The sequence below is a fragment of the Pueribacillus sp. YX66 genome, from assembly GCF_041725775.1.
In the GTDB taxonomy this organism is placed as follows: domain Bacteria; phylum Bacillota; class Bacilli; order Bacillales; family UBA6769; genus Pueribacillus.
Genome location: NZ_JBEUEL010000022.1, coordinates 34,816 through 52,857 on the forward strand (window position 1 = coordinate 34,816; position 18,042 = coordinate 52,857).

26 protein-coding genes and 1 tRNA gene are annotated in these 18,042 nt (G+C 38.7%); 8 read left to right on the forward strand and 19 right to left on the reverse strand.

Going from position 1 to position 18,042, the window contains the following annotated elements:
* Window positions 1-55 precede the first annotated feature (55 nt).
* The 5 genes from ABU914_RS10645 to ABU914_RS10665 form a co-directional block, all read right to left on the reverse strand.
* Window positions 56-307, reverse strand: a complete 252-nt coding sequence (locus ABU914_RS10645) for a DNA-entry nuclease (protein WP_379669710.1) — start codon at window positions 305-307, stop codon at window positions 56-58.
* Between the two features lie 16 nt (window positions 308-323).
* Window positions 324-572 (reverse strand): hypothetical protein, encoded by a 249-nt coding sequence (locus ABU914_RS10650; protein WP_379669711.1) that lies wholly within the window; start codon window positions 570-572, stop codon window positions 324-326.
* Window positions 573-574: 2 nt separating this feature from the next.
* A complete protein-coding gene (locus ABU914_RS10655) occupies window positions 575-823 on the reverse strand; it encodes a helix-turn-helix domain-containing protein (protein ID WP_379669712.1) in 249 nt (82 codons plus the stop codon).
* A gap of 128 nt (window positions 824-951) precedes the next feature.
* Entirely contained in the window at window positions 952-1,284 is a 333-nt protein-coding gene (locus tag ABU914_RS10660; protein ID WP_379669713.1) for a DNA-binding protein, read from the reverse strand.
* Complete coding sequence (locus tag ABU914_RS10665; RefSeq protein WP_379669714.1) at window positions 1,285-1,986, reverse strand: ORF6C domain-containing protein; 702 nt, start codon at window positions 1,984-1,986, stop codon at window positions 1,285-1,287.
* A gap of 55 nt (window positions 1,987-2,041) precedes the next feature.
* On the opposite strand from ABU914_RS10665, the gene ABU914_RS10670 reads away from it, so the two are divergent.
* Window positions 2,042-2,284: a hypothetical protein gene (locus ABU914_RS10670; RefSeq protein WP_379669715.1), complete on the forward strand. Its 243-nt coding sequence runs from the start codon at window positions 2,042-2,044 to the stop codon at window positions 2,282-2,284.
* On the opposite strand, the gene ABU914_RS10675 is transcribed toward ABU914_RS10670, so the two are convergent.
* On the reverse strand, window positions 2,247-2,420 hold the full coding sequence (locus ABU914_RS10675; RefSeq protein ID WP_379669716.1) for a hypothetical protein: 174 nt from the start codon (window positions 2,418-2,420) through the stop codon (window positions 2,247-2,249). The two genes, ABU914_RS10670 and ABU914_RS10675, sit on opposite strands and share 38 nt — an antisense overlap.
* 11 nt (window positions 2,421-2,431) lie before the next feature.
* Entirely contained in the window at window positions 2,432-2,680 is a 249-nt protein-coding gene (locus ABU914_RS10680) for a helix-turn-helix domain-containing protein (RefSeq protein WP_379669717.1), read from the reverse strand.
* Between the two features lie 168 nt (window positions 2,681-2,848).
* On the opposite strand from ABU914_RS10680, the gene ABU914_RS10685 reads away from it, so the two are divergent.
* The 4 genes from ABU914_RS10685 (at window position 2,849) to ABU914_RS10700 (ending at window position 5,294) form a co-directional block, all read left to right on the forward strand.
* Window positions 2,849-3,262, forward strand: coding sequence for a helix-turn-helix domain-containing protein (locus ABU914_RS10685; RefSeq protein ID WP_379669734.1), 414 nt, complete (start codon window positions 2,849-2,851; stop codon window positions 3,260-3,262).
* Between the two features lie 14 nt (window positions 3,263-3,276).
* On the forward strand, window positions 3,277-3,714 hold the full coding sequence (locus ABU914_RS10690; RefSeq protein ID WP_379669718.1) for an ImmA/IrrE family metallo-endopeptidase: 438 nt from the start codon (window positions 3,277-3,279) through the stop codon (window positions 3,712-3,714).
* A gap of 100 nt (window positions 3,715-3,814) precedes the next feature.
* Window positions 3,815-4,021, forward strand: coding sequence for a YqaE/Pmp3 family membrane protein (locus ABU914_RS10695; protein ID WP_379669735.1), 207 nt, complete (start codon window positions 3,815-3,817; stop codon window positions 4,019-4,021).
* A 64-nt stretch (window positions 4,022-4,085) separates the two neighbouring features.
* Window positions 4,086-5,294, forward strand: coding sequence for a tyrosine-type recombinase/integrase (locus ABU914_RS10700; RefSeq protein ID WP_379669719.1), 1,209 nt, complete (start codon window positions 4,086-4,088; stop codon window positions 5,292-5,294).
* A gap of 90 nt (window positions 5,295-5,384) precedes the next feature.
* Here the strand turns inward: ABU914_RS10700 and groL are convergent, their stop codons facing one another.
* Both groL and groES read right to left on the reverse strand, forming a co-directional pair.
* Entirely contained in the window at window positions 5,385-7,022 is a 1,638-nt protein-coding gene (groL, locus tag ABU914_RS10705) for a chaperonin GroEL (protein WP_379669720.1), read from the reverse strand.
* Between the two features lie 67 nt (window positions 7,023-7,089).
* Window positions 7,090-7,374: a co-chaperone GroES gene (gene groES / locus ABU914_RS10710; protein WP_379669721.1), complete on the reverse strand. Its 285-nt coding sequence runs from the start codon at window positions 7,372-7,374 to the stop codon at window positions 7,090-7,092.
* A gap of 282 nt (window positions 7,375-7,656) precedes the next feature.
* Between groES and ABU914_RS10715 the strand changes: the two genes are divergently transcribed.
* Both ABU914_RS10715 and ABU914_RS10720 read left to right on the forward strand, forming a co-directional pair.
* Complete coding sequence (locus ABU914_RS10715) at window positions 7,657-8,376, forward strand: CPBP family intramembrane glutamic endopeptidase (RefSeq protein ID WP_379669722.1); 720 nt, start codon at window positions 7,657-7,659, stop codon at window positions 8,374-8,376.
* A 3-nt stretch (window positions 8,377-8,379) separates the two neighbouring features.
* The gene (locus ABU914_RS10720) at window positions 8,380-8,592 is read left to right on the forward strand and encodes a DUF4305 domain-containing protein (RefSeq protein WP_379669723.1); all 213 of its coding nucleotides are present in this window, start codon (window positions 8,380-8,382) and stop codon (window positions 8,590-8,592) included.
* A gap of 45 nt (window positions 8,593-8,637) precedes the next feature.
* Here ABU914_RS10720 and ABU914_RS10725 read toward each other — a convergent pair whose 3' ends face one another.
* The 4 genes from ABU914_RS10725 to ABU914_RS10740 form a co-directional block, all read right to left on the reverse strand.
* Window positions 8,638-10,041, reverse strand: a complete 1,404-nt coding sequence (locus ABU914_RS10725; RefSeq protein ID WP_379669724.1) for an MDR family MFS transporter — start codon at window positions 10,039-10,041, stop codon at window positions 8,638-8,640.
* 121 nt (window positions 10,042-10,162) lie between these two features.
* Complete coding sequence (locus tag ABU914_RS10730) at window positions 10,163-10,384, reverse strand: hypothetical protein (RefSeq protein ID WP_379669725.1); 222 nt, start codon at window positions 10,382-10,384, stop codon at window positions 10,163-10,165.
* 50 nt (window positions 10,385-10,434) lie between these two features.
* A complete protein-coding gene (tatC, locus tag ABU914_RS10735) occupies window positions 10,435-11,196 on the reverse strand; it encodes a twin-arginine translocase subunit TatC (protein WP_379669726.1) in 762 nt (253 codons plus the stop codon).
* Window positions 11,197-11,372: 176 nt separating this feature from the next.
* Window positions 11,373-11,558 carry a twin-arginine translocase TatA/TatE family subunit gene (locus ABU914_RS10740; protein WP_379669727.1) on the reverse strand — a complete coding sequence of 62 codons (186 nt, stop codon included), beginning with the start codon at window positions 11,556-11,558 and terminating at the stop codon, window positions 11,373-11,375.
* Between the two features lie 185 nt (window positions 11,559-11,743).
* On the opposite strand from ABU914_RS10740, the gene abc-f reads away from it, so the two are divergent.
* Window positions 11,744-13,663, forward strand: coding sequence for a ribosomal protection-like ABC-F family protein (gene abc-f, locus ABU914_RS10745; protein WP_379669728.1), 1,920 nt, complete (start codon window positions 11,744-11,746; stop codon window positions 13,661-13,663).
* 168 nt (window positions 13,664-13,831) lie between these two features.
* Here the strand turns inward: abc-f and tsaD are convergent, their stop codons facing one another.
* The 6 genes from tsaD to ABU914_RS10775 all read right to left on the reverse strand — a co-directional run bounded on the left by tsaD (window position 13,832) and on the right by ABU914_RS10775 (window position 17,782).
* Window positions 13,832-14,845, reverse strand: a complete 1,014-nt coding sequence (gene tsaD / locus ABU914_RS10750) for a tRNA (adenosine(37)-N6)-threonylcarbamoyltransferase complex transferase subunit TsaD (RefSeq protein WP_379669729.1) — start codon at window positions 14,843-14,845, stop codon at window positions 13,832-13,834.
* Window positions 14,829-15,299 carry a ribosomal protein S18-alanine N-acetyltransferase gene (gene rimI / locus ABU914_RS10755; RefSeq protein WP_379669730.1) on the reverse strand — a complete coding sequence of 157 codons (471 nt, stop codon included), beginning with the start codon at window positions 15,297-15,299 and terminating at the stop codon, window positions 14,829-14,831. The genes tsaD and rimI overlap by 17 nt, the downstream gene beginning before the upstream one ends.
* A gap of 2 nt (window positions 15,300-15,301) precedes the next feature.
* Complete coding sequence (gene tsaB, locus ABU914_RS10760) at window positions 15,302-16,006, reverse strand: tRNA (adenosine(37)-N6)-threonylcarbamoyltransferase complex dimerization subunit type 1 TsaB (protein WP_379669731.1); 705 nt, start codon at window positions 16,004-16,006, stop codon at window positions 15,302-15,304.
* Window positions 16,003-16,461 carry a tRNA (adenosine(37)-N6)-threonylcarbamoyltransferase complex ATPase subunit type 1 TsaE gene (tsaE, locus tag ABU914_RS10765; protein WP_379669732.1) on the reverse strand — a complete coding sequence of 153 codons (459 nt, stop codon included), beginning with the start codon at window positions 16,459-16,461 and terminating at the stop codon, window positions 16,003-16,005. The genes tsaB and tsaE overlap by 4 nt, the downstream gene beginning before the upstream one ends.
* Window positions 16,462-16,471: 10 nt before the next feature.
* Entirely contained in the window at window positions 16,472-17,467 is a 996-nt protein-coding gene (gene thiL, locus ABU914_RS10770) for a thiamine-phosphate kinase (RefSeq protein ID WP_379669733.1), read from the reverse strand.
* A gap of 238 nt (window positions 17,468-17,705) precedes the next feature.
* A tRNA-Met gene (locus tag ABU914_RS10775) sits at window positions 17,706-17,782 on the reverse strand.
* Window positions 17,783-18,042: the final 260 nt, after the last annotated feature.

An 18,042-nucleotide genomic window follows, 5' to 3' on the forward strand; every position in this document is an offset into this window, starting at 1 on the left:
TTCGTCTATCGAAAATGCCTAACGAGCTGTCATATAGCATTCCGTTCACGTTCTATCACCCCCAATGTTTATTTAAGTTTTTATAATGCTCATAAAGACCTTCTCGCTTCATTTTCTGTACTGCACTTGCCAAACTCGCTTCAGGTCTCCCGAGTGCAAAAGCCATTGTTCTGCGATGGTCGTGTTCCCAATACTTGCACAGATATTCAAGTTCCGATTCAGTATAATGTTTATTATGATTAGGATGAAAATCTGGATGATATTTCATTCTCCCCTGTTTATCTAGTTGAATTTCTTCAGCCGACACCTTCACTTTTCACCTCCTACAAACTCGCTTTAACAGCGCCAACTATAACAAACGAACAGAAGAGTATGAGAAGTGCAGCGAATAATATCGTTGGAAAACTTGTCTTTGGCGGTATGTAGCACAGTCCATCGTTGTCAATGCATATCTTTCCCTGATTCCATAAACGCTGAATTTCCATTTCAATCAATGCTTGTGGGATTCCAGTGAGTTTTACCAACTCCTCGATTGTCATTCCTCCGTGTTTTTCTAGTGCTCGTAAAATCATTTTTAACCTCCTAATAATTGCATCACTTTCTGCATAATATTTAGCCCGTCCATTCCACAAATAAATGCGACAAGAACTTCTTGAGCCTGTGTGTTCATCATCCATGCCCGAAACATACTGATGGTTGGCTCTTTGACGTCATTTTCATACTTGCTGATGTCTGATTGATTGACATGCAGTTTGTTCGCTAGCTCTTCTTGACTAAAACCCATTCGTTCACGACACGCTCTTAAAATTGCGCCATACTTCACTTTGTCATCCCCCCTTTCATATTCCGATTTGGAATAGCGGAAAGTATGAGAAGCGATGTACAATGTAATTAGAACCTTCCGACTAACACCCTCATACATAACCCCCCTTGTTCCGTAATCCTCGGCGCTTATGCGCCCCACTCTCCTTTTTTATCCTCAAAGTAGGTTGTATTTGTCTGAACCCATTCAGTATTTTTAAAAATCCAGTCAAACAATAGTGCTGTCGGAACTTTGGGATGCCCGAACTCTCGAATAACTGGAAAGTCAGACCTATTGAATAATTCAGCACATTTTGTGTCAGCAACACCGACCAGATCCATAAACTGTTTTCTTGATAGTAAAGGTGGTAATTCGTACTTTTTTCGGGCATCCTCTACACCCAACTCATAAGCTCGTTTGAATAAATCTTTCAAGCGTTCCTCTAACAGCTTTGCTTCAAGTTCTTTCAAGGTGATGTCCATTTACACCACCCTCATCTGTTGCTGTGTATTAACGCTCTCAATTTCAATTCGTAAACCAGTCGATGGTTGCCACATGCCTATGAAACGCAATCCTTCTTCAAACTGCTTTTTAGGCAAGTCTCCGTAACGAGGTAGATTAAAGTGATCCTTGAAATCTCTCCAAAATTCCGAGAACGCTTTTCTACTGAGTTGTTCATATGCAGGTGCTTCTTTTCCTCCGAGCGCTTCTACAACGACGTGATTTGCTTTCTTGCGAATCTGGAACTCTTGCCCTCCATCGATGCGCATGTTTTCTTCGAGATAAGCAATCCGTTCACCATGCTTTTCGATTTTTTCTTCATGCTCTAATGCGGTTTGTAAAAGTAGTTTTGTGTTGCTCGGTTTTAACTGATTTTCCATTTCGTTAAATTTCGAGACATAAGCCGCTGTAAACAGAACTCCTTTTTCACCAGTCAGCTTGTTCGCTACCATTTCACAACCCTTTTTGGTGATTTGGTAGCATGGTCTAACTTTGTTTTGAGCATCCTTATAGCTAGACTTGATGAAAAAATCAGCCACAGCAAAATTGCTTTTGCCTAAAACTTTCACATAACTCCTAATGTCTCTAAGCAAATCAGCATGGTTTTTGCCTATCATTTTTGCAACGTCACGACTTTCCGTAACGAGTTGTCCATTTTGCGAGATTACTTTTAATTGATTCATAGTTTTCCTCCTTTATATCCCTTCTGATAGAATGTTGGCGAAGGGGGTGATATTGATGAAAAAAGTAGACGTATCAGAAATAGCTAATCGCTTATACAGCCTGCATCAACCCATCGGTCTCGAAGAAATTGAAAACTTAGTTAACGAAAAGTTTAACGGCAAGACAATTTCTATCGAAAACATAGGCGGTGAAATCATGATGATGGTAGCTGAATTAATAGGAAAAATACGCAGACAAGATTATAAGTTTATGGTCGACCTTATCCAAACTGTCGTCGACGAGATTCAGAATCCTTAATGCCTTTCTCGATTGCATTTATAAGTTCTTGAGAAACTTTTTTATCATCCAAACTCACTTTAGTCGTCGTTTCCACGGCGACCTTTTTCTCCAAAGCAGTAACTCGTTTCTCTAGCTCATTAATTCGTGTTTCCATCCCCTCACCCCCTAACTGACTTCTTTTTTATCATTTTCGCATTTTGCGATTTCATTATTAAAAAAAATATCATCTAGACTTACATTAAAGATGTTTCTCAATTTTATGAGGTGTTCTAGTTGGGGTTGCCTATGTCCATTTTCAATTTGAGAATAGTAATTAGCACTAATACCAAGCTGTTCTGCAATGAACTTTTGCTTTATCCCCCTTTTTTCCCTTAAAATTTTTAAATTGCTAGTGATTGTCTTGGTGTTAGACATGTTTTCACCCCTTTCAAAAATCGCAATTTGTGATTACGTAATTAAAATATATCATCGCGAAATGCGATTGTCAACTCTTTTTATCACTTTTTGCGATTTTTTAATTAAAAGATCGTGTTTTGCGATATAATGCTTGCTAGAGAGGATTGGTTGCAAGTGAACAATTCAATTTTACCTAAGAGGCTAAAAGAATTAAGGGAAAAATCGGGATATTTGCAGAAGTTCGTTGCCGATAAATTAGGTGTAAAAAGTAATACTTTATCTGGTTACGAAAACGGAACACGCTCGCCTGATCCAGATATGTTAATTTCATTGGCTAAGCTTTATGATGTTACAACCGATTATCTTTTAGGGAAATCTGATAGCCCTGCCCTTACAGAAAAAGATGAACAAGATATAGCAAAGCGTATGGAAAAACTAAAAAAGGATTTAACAAGTGCAGAAGGTTTAAGCTTCCATGGCGAACCATTAAGTGAGGAAGCAATTGAGTCTCTACTTGAAGCAATTGAATATGCTGAACGTCAAACCACACGTATAAATAAAAAGTACATTCCTAAAAAATATAGAAAAGACAACAAGTAACGGGGTTGATTTCTTTGCCAAAACAAAAAGCCGTTAAACTGATAGAAAAGTATAAAACCAACGACCCTTTTGAGTTGGCTTCATATAAAAAAATTCAAATTATTACTTGGAACTTGCACATTGAAATAAAAGGCTTTTATAAATACTTAAGAAGAAATAAATTTATTGTTCTTAATTCGTCTCTAAACGAACACTTAAAAAGATTTGTCTGTTCACACGAATTAGGTCACGCGATACTGCACCCTAGAGAAAACACCCCGTTCATGCGTGAAAACACCTTTTTTTCTATTGATAGAATCGAAGTTGAAGCAAATACTTTTGCAGTTGAACTTTTATTGCCAGATAATAGGTTAGAGGAATACAAGAATACTAGGTTGTCTTTAGAAGAGATTGCTGGTATTCACGGCATACCAAAAGAAGTCGCAAGATTGAAAAAGTGTAATTTGTTTTAACTTCGTGATGGTAATAAAGTTTTTAATCTAATTCATGATATTTGTATTATCGCAGTTTAACCAATACATTTTATCTATAATATTTTTAAAAGGGGAATTAATTATGTACTTATTAGCGATTTTACTACCACCATTAGCAGTTCTACTTGTAGGTAAACCATTTCAAGCATTATTAAATTTATTGCTCACACTTCTTGGTTGGTTGCCAGGTGCCATTCATGCGATATTAGTCGTTAAAGACAAGAAAGATGATAATAGAATGGTAAAACAAGCTGAATTAATAGCCAAAGCAAATCAAAAAGATTAACAGCCCTACTCGGGCTTTTCTTTTCAACCAAAAACAGAACGTACATTCTCAAGGAGGGTAACCAATGCATTGTGAACAGATTACATTAAAATCAGGACAGAAAAGATGGGTTTGTGTAGCTGATGGTCCATCCGATCCAGCAACGGGGAAAAGACGGCAAATTAGAAGAAGGGCGAAAACGCAACGTGAAGCTAAAAAGCGGGTTCAAGAAGCACTAAACCAATTACAAGAGTATGGAATTGATGAAAAAAAAGGACAAAAAATAACTTTTGAACAACTTGCTAATGAATGGCTAGCTACATATGAACTAAGCGGTGTGAAACGAAATACGGTTCGAATACGAGAAAAAGAAATCAATATACTAAAACGTTTCATCGCAAAGACACCAATCTCGCTAATTTCTCATTCTATGTATCAAAAAATTATCAACACCTTAATCACGAAAGAAGACTATGCCAGGACAACTGTCCAAGGCGTAAATACGACAGCAGGAATGATTTTTAAATATGCAGTTCGGGACAAGCTGATAAAAGATAATCCGACAGACGGTGTTGTAATACCAAAAAAACGAAAAACAATCGAAGAAATAAAAGAAAATCCTATTGATGAGATGTATTTAGAACGTGAAGAATTGGAAGAATTTTTAAATGCAGTTTATAAACATGGCCTTTATCTCGATTTGGAGCGCTTCTACACATTAGCGTTTTCAGGTATGCGTTCGGGAGAATTATGTGCATTGCAAAAACAGGACCTTGATTTTACAAAAAACACAATCGATATCACAAAAACGCTATATAGCGAAACAAGTAATATGAGAAAGTATGAACTGACTCCACCGAAAACAGAAGGCTCGATCAGAACAATTGAAATGGAAAAACCAATCATGAAACTTTTAAAAAGACTCGTGAGGAAAAACGATAAACATAAATTGCAATATCGCCATTTATACGAAGATTTCCACGATGAAGACTTTGTTTTTTGTCGTGACAACGGATATCCATTTATTCCGAAAAACATCCAGATGAGAATGGAACGCATACTCTCAAAAACATCAATAAAAAAAGATATCACTCCTCACTCTTTACGCCATACTCATATTTCCATGCTAACCGAAGCTGGTGTTCCACTACCTACTATCATGAGGAGGGTAGGTCACGAGGATATGGAAACGACAATGAAGATCTATACACACGTTACCAATAAAATGAAAGAGGATGCTTCCGATAAGGTTAGATACACTTATGGAAACATCCTCGAAAAAATCAGTTTTTAATATTTTCGTGACTTTAATGTGACTTTTTATTAAAATCACACCCAATGGTCGATATAAACCATTGTTAAATCGATGGTTATGGGCGTTTTATTACATCATGCCGCCCATTCCACCCATGCCGCCCATATCAGGCATTGCTGGTGCACCACCAGCGTTTTCTTCTGGTTTGTCAGCGATCACAGCTTCAGTAGTGAGAAGCATGGCTGATACAGAAGCTGCGTTTTGGAGTGCAGAGCGTGTTACTTTTGTTGGGTCAACAATACCTGCATCAATCATATTTACCCATTCGCTTGTAGCAGCGTTGAATCCAACTCCAGGCTTTTCACCTTTTAAGCGCTCAACGACTACGGATCCTTCGAGACCAGCATTGTCTGCAATTTGGCGAACCGGTTCTTCTAAAGCACGAAGAACGATGCTTACTCCCGTTGCTTCGTCACCTTCCGCCTCAATGTCACCTAGTGATTTAAGCACATCAACGAGGGCTGTACCACCACCAGAAACAATGCCTTCTTCAACCGCTGCACGTGTTGAGTTTAGCGCATCCTCGATGCGAAGTTTACGTTCTTTCAATTCTGTTTCAGTTGCAGCACCAACTTTAATAACAGCTACACCGCCTGCAAGTTTGGCTAGACGCTCTTGAAGTTTTTCTTTATCAAACTCTGACGTTGTTTCTTCAAGTTGTGCTTTAATTTGATTCACACGGCTTGCGATTTGTGCAGAGTCGCCTGAACCTTCTACTATCGTTGTATCGTCTTTCGTTACAACAACTTTTGACGCACGACCGAGTTGAGTGATTTGTGCTGATTTAAGATCAAGTCCGAGATCTTCTGTAATCACTTCTCCACCCGTTAAGATGGCAATATCTTCAAGCATTGCTTTACGACGGTCACCGAAACCAGGAGCTTTAACAGCTACAGCATTAAATGTTCCACGTAGCTTATTAACGACGAGTGTCGCAAGGGCTTCACCTTCGACATCTTCAGCAATGATGAGAAGTGGTTTACTTTGTTGCACAACTTGCTCCAGAACTGGCAAGACTTCTTGAATGTTAGAAATCTTTTTATCTGTAATTAAAATGTACGGATCTTCAAGAACGGCTTCCATTTTATCAGAGTCTGTTACCATGTAAGGAGATGCATAACCACGATCAAATTGCATTCCTTCCACAACTTCTAACTCTGTTTCAAAACCTTTCGATTCTTCAATTGTAATGACACCGTCGTTTCCGACACGCTCCATTGCTTCAGCAATGAGCTCACCGATTTGATCATCAGAAGAAGAGATGGCAGCAACTTGAGCGATCGATTCTTTTCCTTCAATAGGTTGAGAAATCTTTTTCAATTCTTCAACCGCTGCTTTTGTTGCTTTTTCAATTCCTTTGCGGATGACCATTGGATTAGCTCCAGATGTTACGTTTTTCAAACCTTCACGAATCATCGCTTGAGCTAGAACTGTTGCAGTCGTTGTTCCGTCACCAGCAACGTCATTTGTTTTGCTTGCAACTTCTGCAACTAGCTTAGCACCCATATTCTCAAATGCATCTTCAAGTTCGATTTCTTTTGCAATCGTGACACCGTCATTTGTGATGAGAGGAGAACCAAATGACTTTTCAAGAACGACGTTGCGTCCTTTTGGTCCTAATGTAACTTTTACTGCGTTCGCAAGTGCGTTAACGCCATCAAGCATTCCGCGACGAGCATCTTCGCTAAATTTAATTTCTTTTGCCATCGTAAAAACACCCTCCTCAAAATATATGTAGACTCACTATTATAAAGAAAATTTGCAAAACGTTGTATTAATTCATTACAGCAAGAATGTCGCTTTCGCGCAAAATCAAGTATTCTTTGCCATCAAATTTCACTTCAGTACCAGAATATTTAGAGAAAATGACTTTATCTCCTTCTGATACTTCAAGTGGAATGCGTTCACCATTGTCAGAAACTCGACCTGTTCCGACAGCAATGACACGCCCTTCTTGAGGTTTTTCTTTTGCGGAATCAGGTAAAACGATACCGCTCGCTGTTTTTTCTTCAGATTCAACAGTTTCGATCAAAACGCGATCTGCTAAAGGCTTCAACACGTGAAACACCCTCCTTAAATTATTGTTGATAGCATATTTGTTAGCACTCAGACTTACCGAGTGCTAAAACCCACATATTATATTAAAAGATATTCTTTTTTTTTGCAAGCGTTCCTATAAATTTTTTATACAAAATTGTGGTTTCATAAACTTTGATTCCAGCATGTTAGTAATATGCCCTATTCCTATGTTACAATGGCATCATTGCACGATTTAGTTTTTTACAATTAAGGTTCGTTTTAAAGTGTGATTCGTTTCCAATCTAGAAAAGGAGCGCTTTTTATGCGAAAACAGTATTGGTGGATCCTTGTCATTTATATTCTCATGCAATTATCTGGAATTGTTGGACTTCCACTTTTATACATGCTCGGTTTAACCGAGAGCCTCATCTCTTTTCAAGGGTTTGCGTTATGGAATTTGATTAGTTTTACCGTTGCGTTAATTCCCATCCTCATTCTAACCAATCGAACAAAAGAATATCCTTTCAAAGAAGACGAGCGATCGCCTTTCGGAATCTCGATTGGTTGGATGATTTTTGGTGTTTTTTTAGCTTTTTTTGTGCAAGGAATTGCGGGAGCGATTGAAATGGCGCTTTTCAAAGTAGAACCAGGATCAGAAAATACGGAACAACTCGTGGATATCGCTTTATCCTTTCCTGCTTTTTTCCTCGTTTTTATCGTCATTGGACCGATTTTAGAAGAAATTGTGTTTCGGAAAATCATTTTTGGAGCGTTATATACTCGGTTTAATTTTTGGATATCCGTGTTTATCAGTTCTTTAATCTTTGGTATCGTTCACGGTGAACTGGAGCATTTACTTATTTATACGTCAATGGGAGCAACCTTTGCTTTTCTTTACATCAAAACAAAACGACTTATCGTACCCATTATCGCTCATATTTTAATGAATGCTTCCGCGACTCTTGTAGCATTAAACTATGATAAACTCGAGAAGTTGGAAAAGAACTTAGAGCAAATTCAACAATTTATTGGGGGATTTTAAATCGTGAGAATTTCTGCAAATACACTGCTCGTCACTCTTACCATTCTCGGAATTGTTTTCATTTATTTAGCAGTGAACAGTGCAAAAGAAGCAGGGACAGTGTGGAATGCTGCGAGCATCATTTTTATTTTAATCGCATCAATGGAATTTCTTTATGCCTTTCGAATTTTACAATTGATGAATCGTATAAAAAAAATAAACAAGCGTAAAAAATAACGTGCCCCTTTAAAGTTTTCAAACATAGAGGGGCTTTTTTTACGTTTATTGTTCAGATATACTCGTCTTTGGCTTCTGTAGTTTTAGCCCTGCCGGGATCGTTAACAGCACGAGCACACCGATAATAAGAAACCCTTCATTGATCGCTTGTAAACTTCCAGCCTCTAGTGATTGTCCAGCTACAAACAATTGTGTTCTTCTCACTTCAAAATAAATCGAAGCAATCACAATCGCAAGCGATGAGCTTACTCTTCTCATCACATTGTTTATCGCTGACCCTTGTGCGACAAGGTTATCTGAAATCGCGTTAAGTCCAGCAGTCGTTGCAGGCATATTCGAAATTCCAAGCCCCATTCCACGGACCATCATAAGTATAAAAATGACCCATAATGGTGAATCAAGTGAAAGCATTCCGAGCATCAACGTCGTCGTTCCTGTTAAGATTAGCCCTGTTGTCACGACCCCTTTCGGTCCTTTTCGATCGAGAATTCTACCGGCTACGGTCATAAATATTCCTGTAAATAAAGCTGAAGGAAGAAAAACGAGTCCCGTCACAATCGGTCCATATCCGTAAACCGTTTGCACGAGTAATGGAATAAAGAAAATGCCTGAAAATAATCCCGCTGCTTGCACACTGGCCACAATTATACTGTTACGGTACGTTGGCACTTTAAAAATCGTCAATCTAAGCAACGGTTCTTCTTGTCTTACTTCATAACGTACGAACATGATGAGTAATAGGATACCAATCACAAGCAAAGAAACATTAAAAAGTGAAGCTAGATCAGTCAGAGTCGTAATTCGACCAAATGCGTACAAAAGGCTCCCTAATCCGGCTGTTACTGTGACAAATCCAATCGTATCGAAAGGCAATGTGCGATTTGTTTTCGTTGACGTTAAAAAGCGAAGTCCGAGTGCAAAACCAAGCAGTCCGGTTGGTATGTTCATGAAAAAAAGCCAATGCCAACTTCCAAATTCGATGACCATTCCCCCGATCGTCGGTCCAATTGTCGGAGCCATCATAATAGCAATTCCCCAAATCCCTGTCGCAAGCCCCCGTTCATTTTTCGGGAACACTTCAAATATAAGGGCCATTGAGAGGGGCATCATGAGTCCTCCTGCAACCCCTTGCAAACCACGAAAAAAAATAATGGAGCTTAAACTCCACGCAAACGAACCGAGAAACGAAACGATAACAAACATGCCAAGACCTGTTAAATAAACTTGCTTTTTACCAAAGCGCTCTGATAAATATCCTGTTACGGGCAGTGTCATTCCTGTCGCCAACATAAAGATTGTAATAATCCAACTGGCTGAAACAGCATCCGCCTGGAATATCTCCATAAATCTTGGGATCGCAGGGTTAAGCGAACTGTTATTTAAAATGACGGTAAACGTCCCAAGTAAAACGGTCACGACAACCATCCATTTTTGCGAAGGCTTCTTCATTTCTCTCTCCTCTAATTTCACTGCTCTTTTCACTATATCATTCCAACTAAAATGCCACCATTTTTCCGTCTGCTTAAACAATAAAAACGAAGGCATAGCCTCCGCTTATTCGTCATTTTATTTAGAATTGATTTTCATCACGTAATCGATTAATGTACTGAATCGTCGTTTGTGCTCCCTCATATACCATCTTATCTTCTTGCTCATTCGACGGCTGTGCAAGTTCGGCTAAACGTTGTTTCGATAAATTTACGCGATTTCGTTTTCTTTGGTTTAACGCATAAGCTGCTGTAATCGCTGTTGCCCCGAAAACTAGCAAGCCAAGTTTTATTGCTTTATTCATTATAAACACCTCCGGTTGAAGATGTTTACCCTATATGAACAAAACTCAAACTATTTTTTCTGCATAAGCTCTTCGTTTTCTTGCTCAAGTTGTGCTTTCAATGCTTTTTTATAACTGATTCGTGAAATGAGTATACTAATTTCGTATAATAAAAACAACGGAACTGTCACCATCAGATGTGATACAATTTCTGGTGGCGTAATTAAGCCGGCAATGACGAGCAACACAAAATAAGCGTACTTTCTAATTTTTGCTAAAAACATCGGTGTTAAAATACCGAGCCGGGTCAAGAACATAATAATAATTGGAAATTGAAACAAAAATCCAAACGGCAACGTAAGCTGGAACAAAAACGAAAAATATTCGTTAATTCCATACATTTCATTAATGTTCATCATGTCTGACAACGTTCCGATAAATTGAATCACAAACGGAAACAACAAAAAATAAGAAAACGCTAATCCGCCCAAAAACAGAATCACACTGACAGGAATATAGGCAAGCGTTATTTTCCGTTCCTGATGAGATAGCCCGGGGCTAATGAACGCCCACATTTGATAGAGCGCAATTGGTGATGTAAGAATCATTGCTGAAATAAATGCAAATTTTAAATACACTTTAAACGGATCGGTTAATTTAAAAGCGTTCATCGGTACATTTGCCGCTTCAGGTGCTGCTTGTAAAAACAATACGAGCGGTCGTGCTAGAAACAGCCCGATAATTAAGGCAAAAAGAAAGAAAACTAGAACAATGATGATCCGTTTTCTAAGCTCTTCAATATGATCAATGACCGTTAATTCTTTCTCTTTCATGAATCCATCCTACTTTCAGTTAAGCAAGTAACTATCGTAAGAAAAACGCTATATCGTCGTCCAACTTACATAAGTTAGAGGTCAGAGGCTAGATTTGCTAGTTTAACTTTATCCTTTTTTAAAAAACAATAAGCTACGATTGAAATGTGTGCCCTCGTAGCTCTCATCTTTAAACATTATTGCTTGTCGTTACCTTTCGTTGATGTTTCGTCTTCGTCATCAACGATACCTTTCGTTGCATTTTTAAATTCACGAAGCGTACTTCCAGCTGCTTTGCCAAACTCAGGCAATTTTTTAGGACCGAAAATAATTAACGCTACAATAGCGATCAGTGCAATACTTCCAGCTCCAAGTCCACCCATATTCCGTGGGCACCTCCTAAAATAAGTTCCATATCCTTATGTTATCAGAATAACAGAAAGTCATTCAAATCGCTAGTTTTGATTGTGCCAAATTAACGAACATCATCATTCGATTTCCCAATAGCGAAACAATTATCGATACGCTAAACTTAACAGAGAATGATTTTCTCATAAGAGGTGTTATGATGATTATTTTGCAAGTGAACAACGTCTCAAAGTCATTCGGTGCTGAACCGATTTTAACTGATATAAAATTAGAAGTAAAGATGAATGAAAAAGTTGCAATCGTAGGGAGAAATGGCGTCGGAAAATCAACGTTATTAAAATTGATTACGGGTGAATTCTCGCACGATTCCGGTAACATCATCATCCCAAAAGATGTAACGATTGGCTACTTAGCCCAACACTCAGGAATAGAATCAGAAAAGTCGATTTGGCAAGAGATGATCGATGTCTTTTTACCGCTAAGGGAAATGGAAAAAACGTTGCGCGCGATGGAGTCGAAAATGAGTGATCCTAATTTACTCGCAAATGAAACAGAATATGCAAAGCTCTTAAACGAATATGACAAACTTCAAGTTAAATTTAATGAGCGAGGCGGATACCGTTATGAAGCTGACATCCGTTCGATTTTACATGGCTTGCAATTCAGTAACTATGACTACGAAAATACGCCAATCTCAACATTAAGTGGAGGTCAGAAAACAAGATTAGCACTCGCAAAGCTACTGCTGACAAAACCTGATTTACTCATTCTTGATGAGCCAACAAACCATTTAGACATTGAGACGATGACATGGCTTGAACAGTATCTTTACAGTTACCGAGGTGCAATTTTAATTGTCTCCCACGACCGTTATTTTTTAGATAAAATTGTTTCTATTGTTTACGAAATTTCCCACAATCAAGTAAAAAGATATATAGGCAATTACAGTCAATATTTAATTGAAAAAGCGCAACGGCTTGAAGCAGAAATGAAAGAATACGAAAAACAACAAGCATTCATTAAAAAAACGGAAGCATTTATTCAAAAGAATATTGCACGCGCATCAACAACAAAACGAGCACAAAGTAGACGAAAACAACTAGAAAAACTCGTTCGCCTTGAAAAACCCCTTACTGATGAAAAAACTGCGGCAATTTCATTTCAACACGATAGAGAGAGTGGGAACATCGTTTTAAATATGAATGATGTTTCTGTCACGTACAATAAAAAACCTGTCTTTAACCACGTCACCTTGCAAATAACGAAAGGTGAAAACGTTGCGATCGTAGGACCGAATGGAGTCGGTAAATCCAGTTTACTTAAAGCGATTACGAAGCAAATCCAATCTGACGGGTCAATTGAGTTCGGTGCGAACGTAGCGATCGGCTATTATGACCAAGAACAGGAAAACGTAACATCAACAAAAGACGTCCTCCATGAACTGTGGGATGACTATCCGAGTATGCTTGAAAAAGATGTGCGCTCTGTACTCGGACAGTTTTTATTTAGTGGTGATGATGTTTTTAAAAATGTTTCCACATTAAGCGGAGGCGAAACAGCACGTCTCACTCTTGCAAAATTGATGCTTCAGAATGCAAACTTCCTTATTTTAGATGAACCGACAAACCATCTTGATTTACATAGCAAAGAAATGCTTGAATCTGCCCTAATCGATTACGAAGGAACCATTTTATTCGTCTCTCACGACCGTTACTTTATTAATCGCCTAGCAACGAAAGTCGTTGAACTATCGCCTGATGGGGTTACTGAATATATCGGTGATTATGACTATTACATCGAAAAGAAAACTGAACTAGAGACAATTGCTGAACAAATAAAGCGACCATTCGATGAAAACAACGAAAAAATTACAAGTCAATCAAAACGAGAAAAAGAAAAGCAATTTGCTCGCTTAGAAAGAAAACGGTTGCGTCGAATCGAAGAAGTAGAAGAAACAATCGAAACGATTGAGAAAGAAATTGAGCAGTACGAAGCGACACTAGCCGAGCCTGACGTTTATGAAAACTATGAAAAAGCTTCTGAACTTAATAAGTTGATCTTCAAAAAGAAAGACGAACTTGAACAATTATTAAATGAATGGGAACATTTACACGAATAATTCAGTTTATTCACATCATCCACAGAGATTTCCACAGTTTCTTCACGATTAGAAAGACGTTTTTTCAAGTTATCCAGATTATCCACAGGAAAAGGATAAGTTATGCACAAAAAAACTGTGGGTGACTCGAACCCATTTCTCATGGTTTTATCGAGTTATCCACAGTTTTCACATGAATTGAAGTCCAGGCCTTCCGTTTAGTGTCAGGTCTGCCCTTCGCCCTTTTTTATATTCAATGCTTGCGGCTGCAGCGATCATCGCTGCATTGTCTGTACATAGGGAAAGTGGAGGTATGACAAGCTCCTTTTGCAATTCAGCAAATCGCTGTTCAAGTGCATTTCTTAATCCTTTATTTGCTGCTACTCCACCCGCAACAAGTACTTGCTTTGCCTTATACTTTTTGGCTGCGCGAGCTGTTTTTTCGACGAGCACCTCAATGACACTCGCTTGAAAGCTTGCCGCTACATCTTCACGTGCTAGCTTTTCTCCTCGTTGTTTTGCATTGTGTAACGTATTAATGACAGCTGATTTTAACCCACTAAAACTAAAATCGTAACTATCAGGTTCAAGCCAAGCTCTCGGAAAGTCAATTGATGGCTTACCTACATGCGCCAGCTTGTCAATATGAGGACCACCTGGGTAAGGCAAACTAAGCGTACGCGCTACTTTGTCATACGCTTCACCTGCGGCATCATCTCTCGTCTCGCCAATGACCTCGTATGAACCGTGTTCTTTCATATAGATAAGTTCTGTATGACCACCAGAAACGACGAGTGCAATTAACGGAAACTTCATCTCTGTTACGAGACGATTCGCGTAAATATGACCTGCAATATGGTGCACGTTTACAAGCGGAAGACCATGTGCAAAGGCAAGTGCTTTTGCTGTATTCACTCCGATAAGCAGAGCTCCGACAAGTCCTGGTCCTTCCGTCACTGCAATCGCATCAAGCTCGTCCCAAGTCACGTCCGCTTCATTCATCACTTCTTCAAGAACTAACGTCATTTGCTCCACATGGTGTCGTGAAGCAATTTCTGGAACAACACCACCAAAACGTTTATGACTTTCGATTTGTGAAGCGACAACATTAGCAACTATTTCAACACCATTTTTTACAATTGCAGCCGCTGTTTCATCACAGCTCGTTTCAATTGCTAAAATAAGCTCATCTTTTTGCTTCATGTTCACTAAACCTCACCCACATGACGTATGCATCTTCTTTATTATCTGTATAATACCGTTTTCGTAACCCACCAATTTGAAATCCGAATTTTTCATATAAATTTTGAGCGACTTGATTCGATACCCTCACTTCTAGTGTCATCGTCATCGCATCATAACTTTTAGCCACTTCTATCGTCTTTTCAAACAACGCTTCACCAAGCTTTTGACCACGATATTCTGGTAAAACGGCAATGTTTGTAATATGCGCCTCATCTGTAATGATCCACATTCCTGAATAGCCAATAATTTCCCCATTATATTCCATCAATAAATAAAGAGCGTAATCATTGTACATCATTTCTTGATAAAACGTCTCTTTGCTCCACGGATTTGGAAACGATTGACAATCGACAGCAAGGACAGCATCAATATCTTCAACGGTCATATAACGAAATTCAACACGATTCTTCATGTTTAGGAATCCCCGTTTTTTTGTGCTTGTTGCCAATTTTTTTCAGCCTCAGCTAATTGCACATAATTCGGTGTAAACAAATGAATGTTTGCAACCGGATCTCGTTGCATCCCTAAAATAGCCAATTCACCAGGTCGCGGATTATGCTCAGAAGGAGAACCGAAATACGCTTCATTTGCAAGGATTTCTTGAAACATCTTACGATGCTTTACTAGATCATTCCCTAAAAATAATACAGGTTCTTTTATTGTTTGTAATTGCTTCGCCCACTCACTAGCAACAATGATTCGTTCTTTTTCAATCGTCTGAATTTGACCATGTTCAAAACGATATAAACTTGTATACAATTGCCCTCTCCTTGCATCAAATAAAGGTGAAACGACACCATTAAAATAACGGCCATTTAGAGCAAGTGCTTCAAGACTCGATATGCCAACGAGTGGAATATGAAGTGACCAGGCTAACGTTTTTGCAACAGAAACACCGATACGGACTCCAGTGTATGAACCCGGTCCTTTTGCAACAATGATTCGATTTAATTGTTTTGGTATTACGTCAACTTTTTTCATCAAACGATCAATCGCTGGCATTAACCGTACCGAGTGATTTTTCTTTTCATTTGTAATGAGTTCGGCGATCACGGTATCCTGATTCACTATCGCAACGCCCATTACATTTGTCGATGTATCAATCGCTAAACCAATCATCTGTGTACAAACTCCTCACATACGTGGACATATCGTTCTCCAATTGGGGCGAAAGTAAATTCACGTTCATTTTCTGTTACATGCTTAATCGTAATCTTTAAATATTCGTCTGGCAACAACTCTTGAATAAAATGTGCCCACTCGACGACAGTAACACCATCTCCATGAAAATACTCGTCAAAACCTAAATCTCCATTACTATCCTCTAGTCGGTATACATCCATATGATAGAGCGGAATATTTCCTTCATATTCTTTTATAATTGTAAATGTCGGACTATTAACCATTCGAGAAATCCCAAGACCCTTTGCTAAACCTTTTGTAAACGTCGTTTTCCCAGACCCTAAATCTCCTTCAAGCGTAATCACATCACCTGCTTTTAAAAAGACTGCAAGACGTTCACCGAGTTTTTCAGTTTCCTCACCGCTCTGAGATTGAAATGTATAAGTTTTCATTATGCAACACCTATTTGTTCTCTTTAAAGTGATTGTAGCCTCGTTTATCAACCTTTTCCATCACACCATTTTTCATAATCTGCACATCTGCTTCGCCAGCTTCAACATGACCAATTAATGTAATTGGGATATTTGCTTCCTCAAACATTGTTTTAACATGGTCCCAATTAGATTGAGACAAACAACCGATCAATTGAAAATCCTCACCACCATATAAAACAAACTGTTCAATTTCGTATCTTGAAAACAATTGCAGTGCAGGGTGCTTTGGAACCTTTTCATAATCAAGGACGAGCTTTTTCTTACTTGCTTCAGCAATTTCATACGCTTCACTTGCAATACCGTCACTAATATCATTTAAAGCAACACGACAGTTTAGTTCAGCAAAAATACGACCGGCATAAATCTGTGGCTTTGGACGTTGGTGCTGTTCAATTAAAAGCATCTCTTGTTCACAATAAGGGTAATCCTTACTTTTTTCAAGCAGAAGGGATAAACCTGCTGACGAGCCACCAACGCTTCCTGTAACAAAAATAAAGTCACCAGGTCGTGCTTGACTTCGCAATAGATGGCGGTTTCTCTCAACTTTTCCGATTGCGGTTACTGAAACAACGAGAGCACTAGACGTAGACACCGTATCACCGCCGATTAAATCAACTTGGAATGTTTTTGCAAGTTCATTCATTCCTTTAAATAGATCGTTAAGTTCTATCTCGCTCCAACGTGTTCGCGGAATAGCGATCGAAACAAGATAATACAAAGGAAGGGCCCCCATCGCAGCCAAATCACTTAAATTAACAGCAAGTGCTTTATAGCCCAGATCAAAAGAACTTAGCGTAGATTTTTTAAAATGAACGCCTTCAACTAACGTATCAACAGCGACTACGGTTTCATATCGTTCATCGTTAAGAAATAAAGCCGCATCGTCACCAATTCCTTGAATGAGCGATTGCTGATATGTTGTTTTCGGAATAATTGAACGGATAAAAGCAAATTCATCTGTCATCGTCTAGCAACCTTTCCATACTAAAAAAACCTTAGGATCTTCTCCTAAGGATTTATGTTCATATGTAAAAATTATTTTATCATAATATTTAACTAACAAAAAGTAATTGGGGAAATGTCCTTGACCGGCACGTACACGAAGTTATTCAACACAGGACACGACGACCACTACACTTTGATTTTTCTTTTTTGATTGCGACATTAATACCGAAGCATAGTCAACATAGTTAAAATCATTTTGGTTGCGGGGGAAGGATTTGAACCTCCGACCTTCGGGTTATGAGCCCGACGAGCTACCAGACTGCTCCACCCCGCGACGATATGAAAGTATATCTGTTATAGCTACAACGAATTGACCCCTGCTTCTACTAGCATGATCTAAACTGTAACTGCATCGGGGTTACTCGTTGTTTATTCTGAAGAAATTTCGCTCCTTGCTTTATTCATTATAACATATCCCTTCAAAACTAGATACGACATCCCATCGTTTTGCTGTCCAGCTTTGACGCCTCGTAAGCGCCAAAGCCTTCGTTTGTGGTTAAGTCCTCGACCGATTAGTATCTCTCAGCTCCACGT

Bases quoted from the DNA above. Each gene is read 5' to 3' on its own strand.
- ABU914_RS10715 (WP_379669722.1), top strand. From the start codon at position 7,657: ATGCGAAAACAGTATTGGTGGATCCTTGTCATTTATATTCTCATGCAA.
- tatC (WP_379669726.1), bottom strand. From the start codon at position 11,196: ATGAAAGAGAAAGAATTAACGGTCATTGATCATATTGAAGAGCTTAGA.
- ABU914_RS10725 (WP_379669724.1), bottom strand. From the start codon at position 10,041: ATGAAGAAGCCTTCGCAAAAATGGATGGTTGTCGTGACCGTTTTACTT.
- ABU914_RS10665 (WP_379669714.1), bottom strand. From the start codon at position 1,986: ATGAATCAATTAAAAGTAATCTCGCAAAATGGACAACTCGTTACGGAA.
- thiL (WP_379669733.1), bottom strand. From the start codon at position 17,467: ATGACAGATGAATTTGCTTTTATCCGTTCAATTATTCCGAAAACAACA.
- tsaE (WP_379669732.1), bottom strand. From the start codon at position 16,461: ATGAAAACTTATACATTTCAATCTCAGAGCGGTGAGGAAACTGAAAAA.
- rimI (WP_379669730.1), bottom strand. From the start codon at position 15,299: ATGAAGAATCGTGTTGAATTTCGTTATATGACCGTTGAAGATATTGAT.
- ABU914_RS10740 (WP_379669727.1), bottom strand. From the start codon at position 11,558: ATGGGTGGACTTGGAGCTGGAAGTATTGCACTGATCGCTATTGTAGCG.
- ABU914_RS10660 (WP_379669713.1), bottom strand. From the start codon at position 1,284: ATGGACATCACCTTGAAAGAACTTGAAGCAAAGCTGTTAGAGGAACGC.
- ABU914_RS10680 (WP_379669717.1), bottom strand. From the start codon at position 2,680: ATGTCTAACACCAAGACAATCACTAGCAATTTAAAAATTTTAAGGGAA.
- ABU914_RS10700 (WP_379669719.1), top strand. From the start codon at position 4,086: ATGCATTGTGAACAGATTACATTAAAATCAGGACAGAAAAGATGGGTT.
- groL (WP_379669720.1), bottom strand. From the start codon at position 7,022: ATGGCAAAAGAAATTAAATTTAGCGAAGATGCTCGTCGCGGAATGCTT.
- ABU914_RS10675 (WP_379669716.1), bottom strand. From the start codon at position 2,420: ATGGAAACACGAATTAATGAGCTAGAGAAACGAGTTACTGCTTTGGAG.
- ABU914_RS10730 (WP_379669725.1), bottom strand. From the start codon at position 10,384: ATGAATAAAGCAATAAAACTTGGCTTGCTAGTTTTCGGGGCAACAGCG.
- ABU914_RS10650 (WP_379669711.1), bottom strand. From the start codon at position 572: ATGATTTTACGAGCACTAGAAAAACACGGAGGAATGACAATCGAGGAG.
- tsaB (WP_379669731.1), bottom strand. From the start codon at position 16,006: ATGATTGGTTTAGCGATTGATACATCGACAAATGTAATGGGCGTTGCG.
- ABU914_RS10670 (WP_379669715.1), top strand. From the start codon at position 2,042: ATGAAAAAAGTAGACGTATCAGAAATAGCTAATCGCTTATACAGCCTG.
- tsaD (WP_379669729.1), bottom strand. From the start codon at position 14,845: ATGAAGCAAAAAGATGAGCTTATTTTAGCAATTGAAACGAGCTGTGAT.
- abc-f (WP_379669728.1), top strand. From the start codon at position 11,744: ATGATTATTTTGCAAGTGAACAACGTCTCAAAGTCATTCGGTGCTGAA.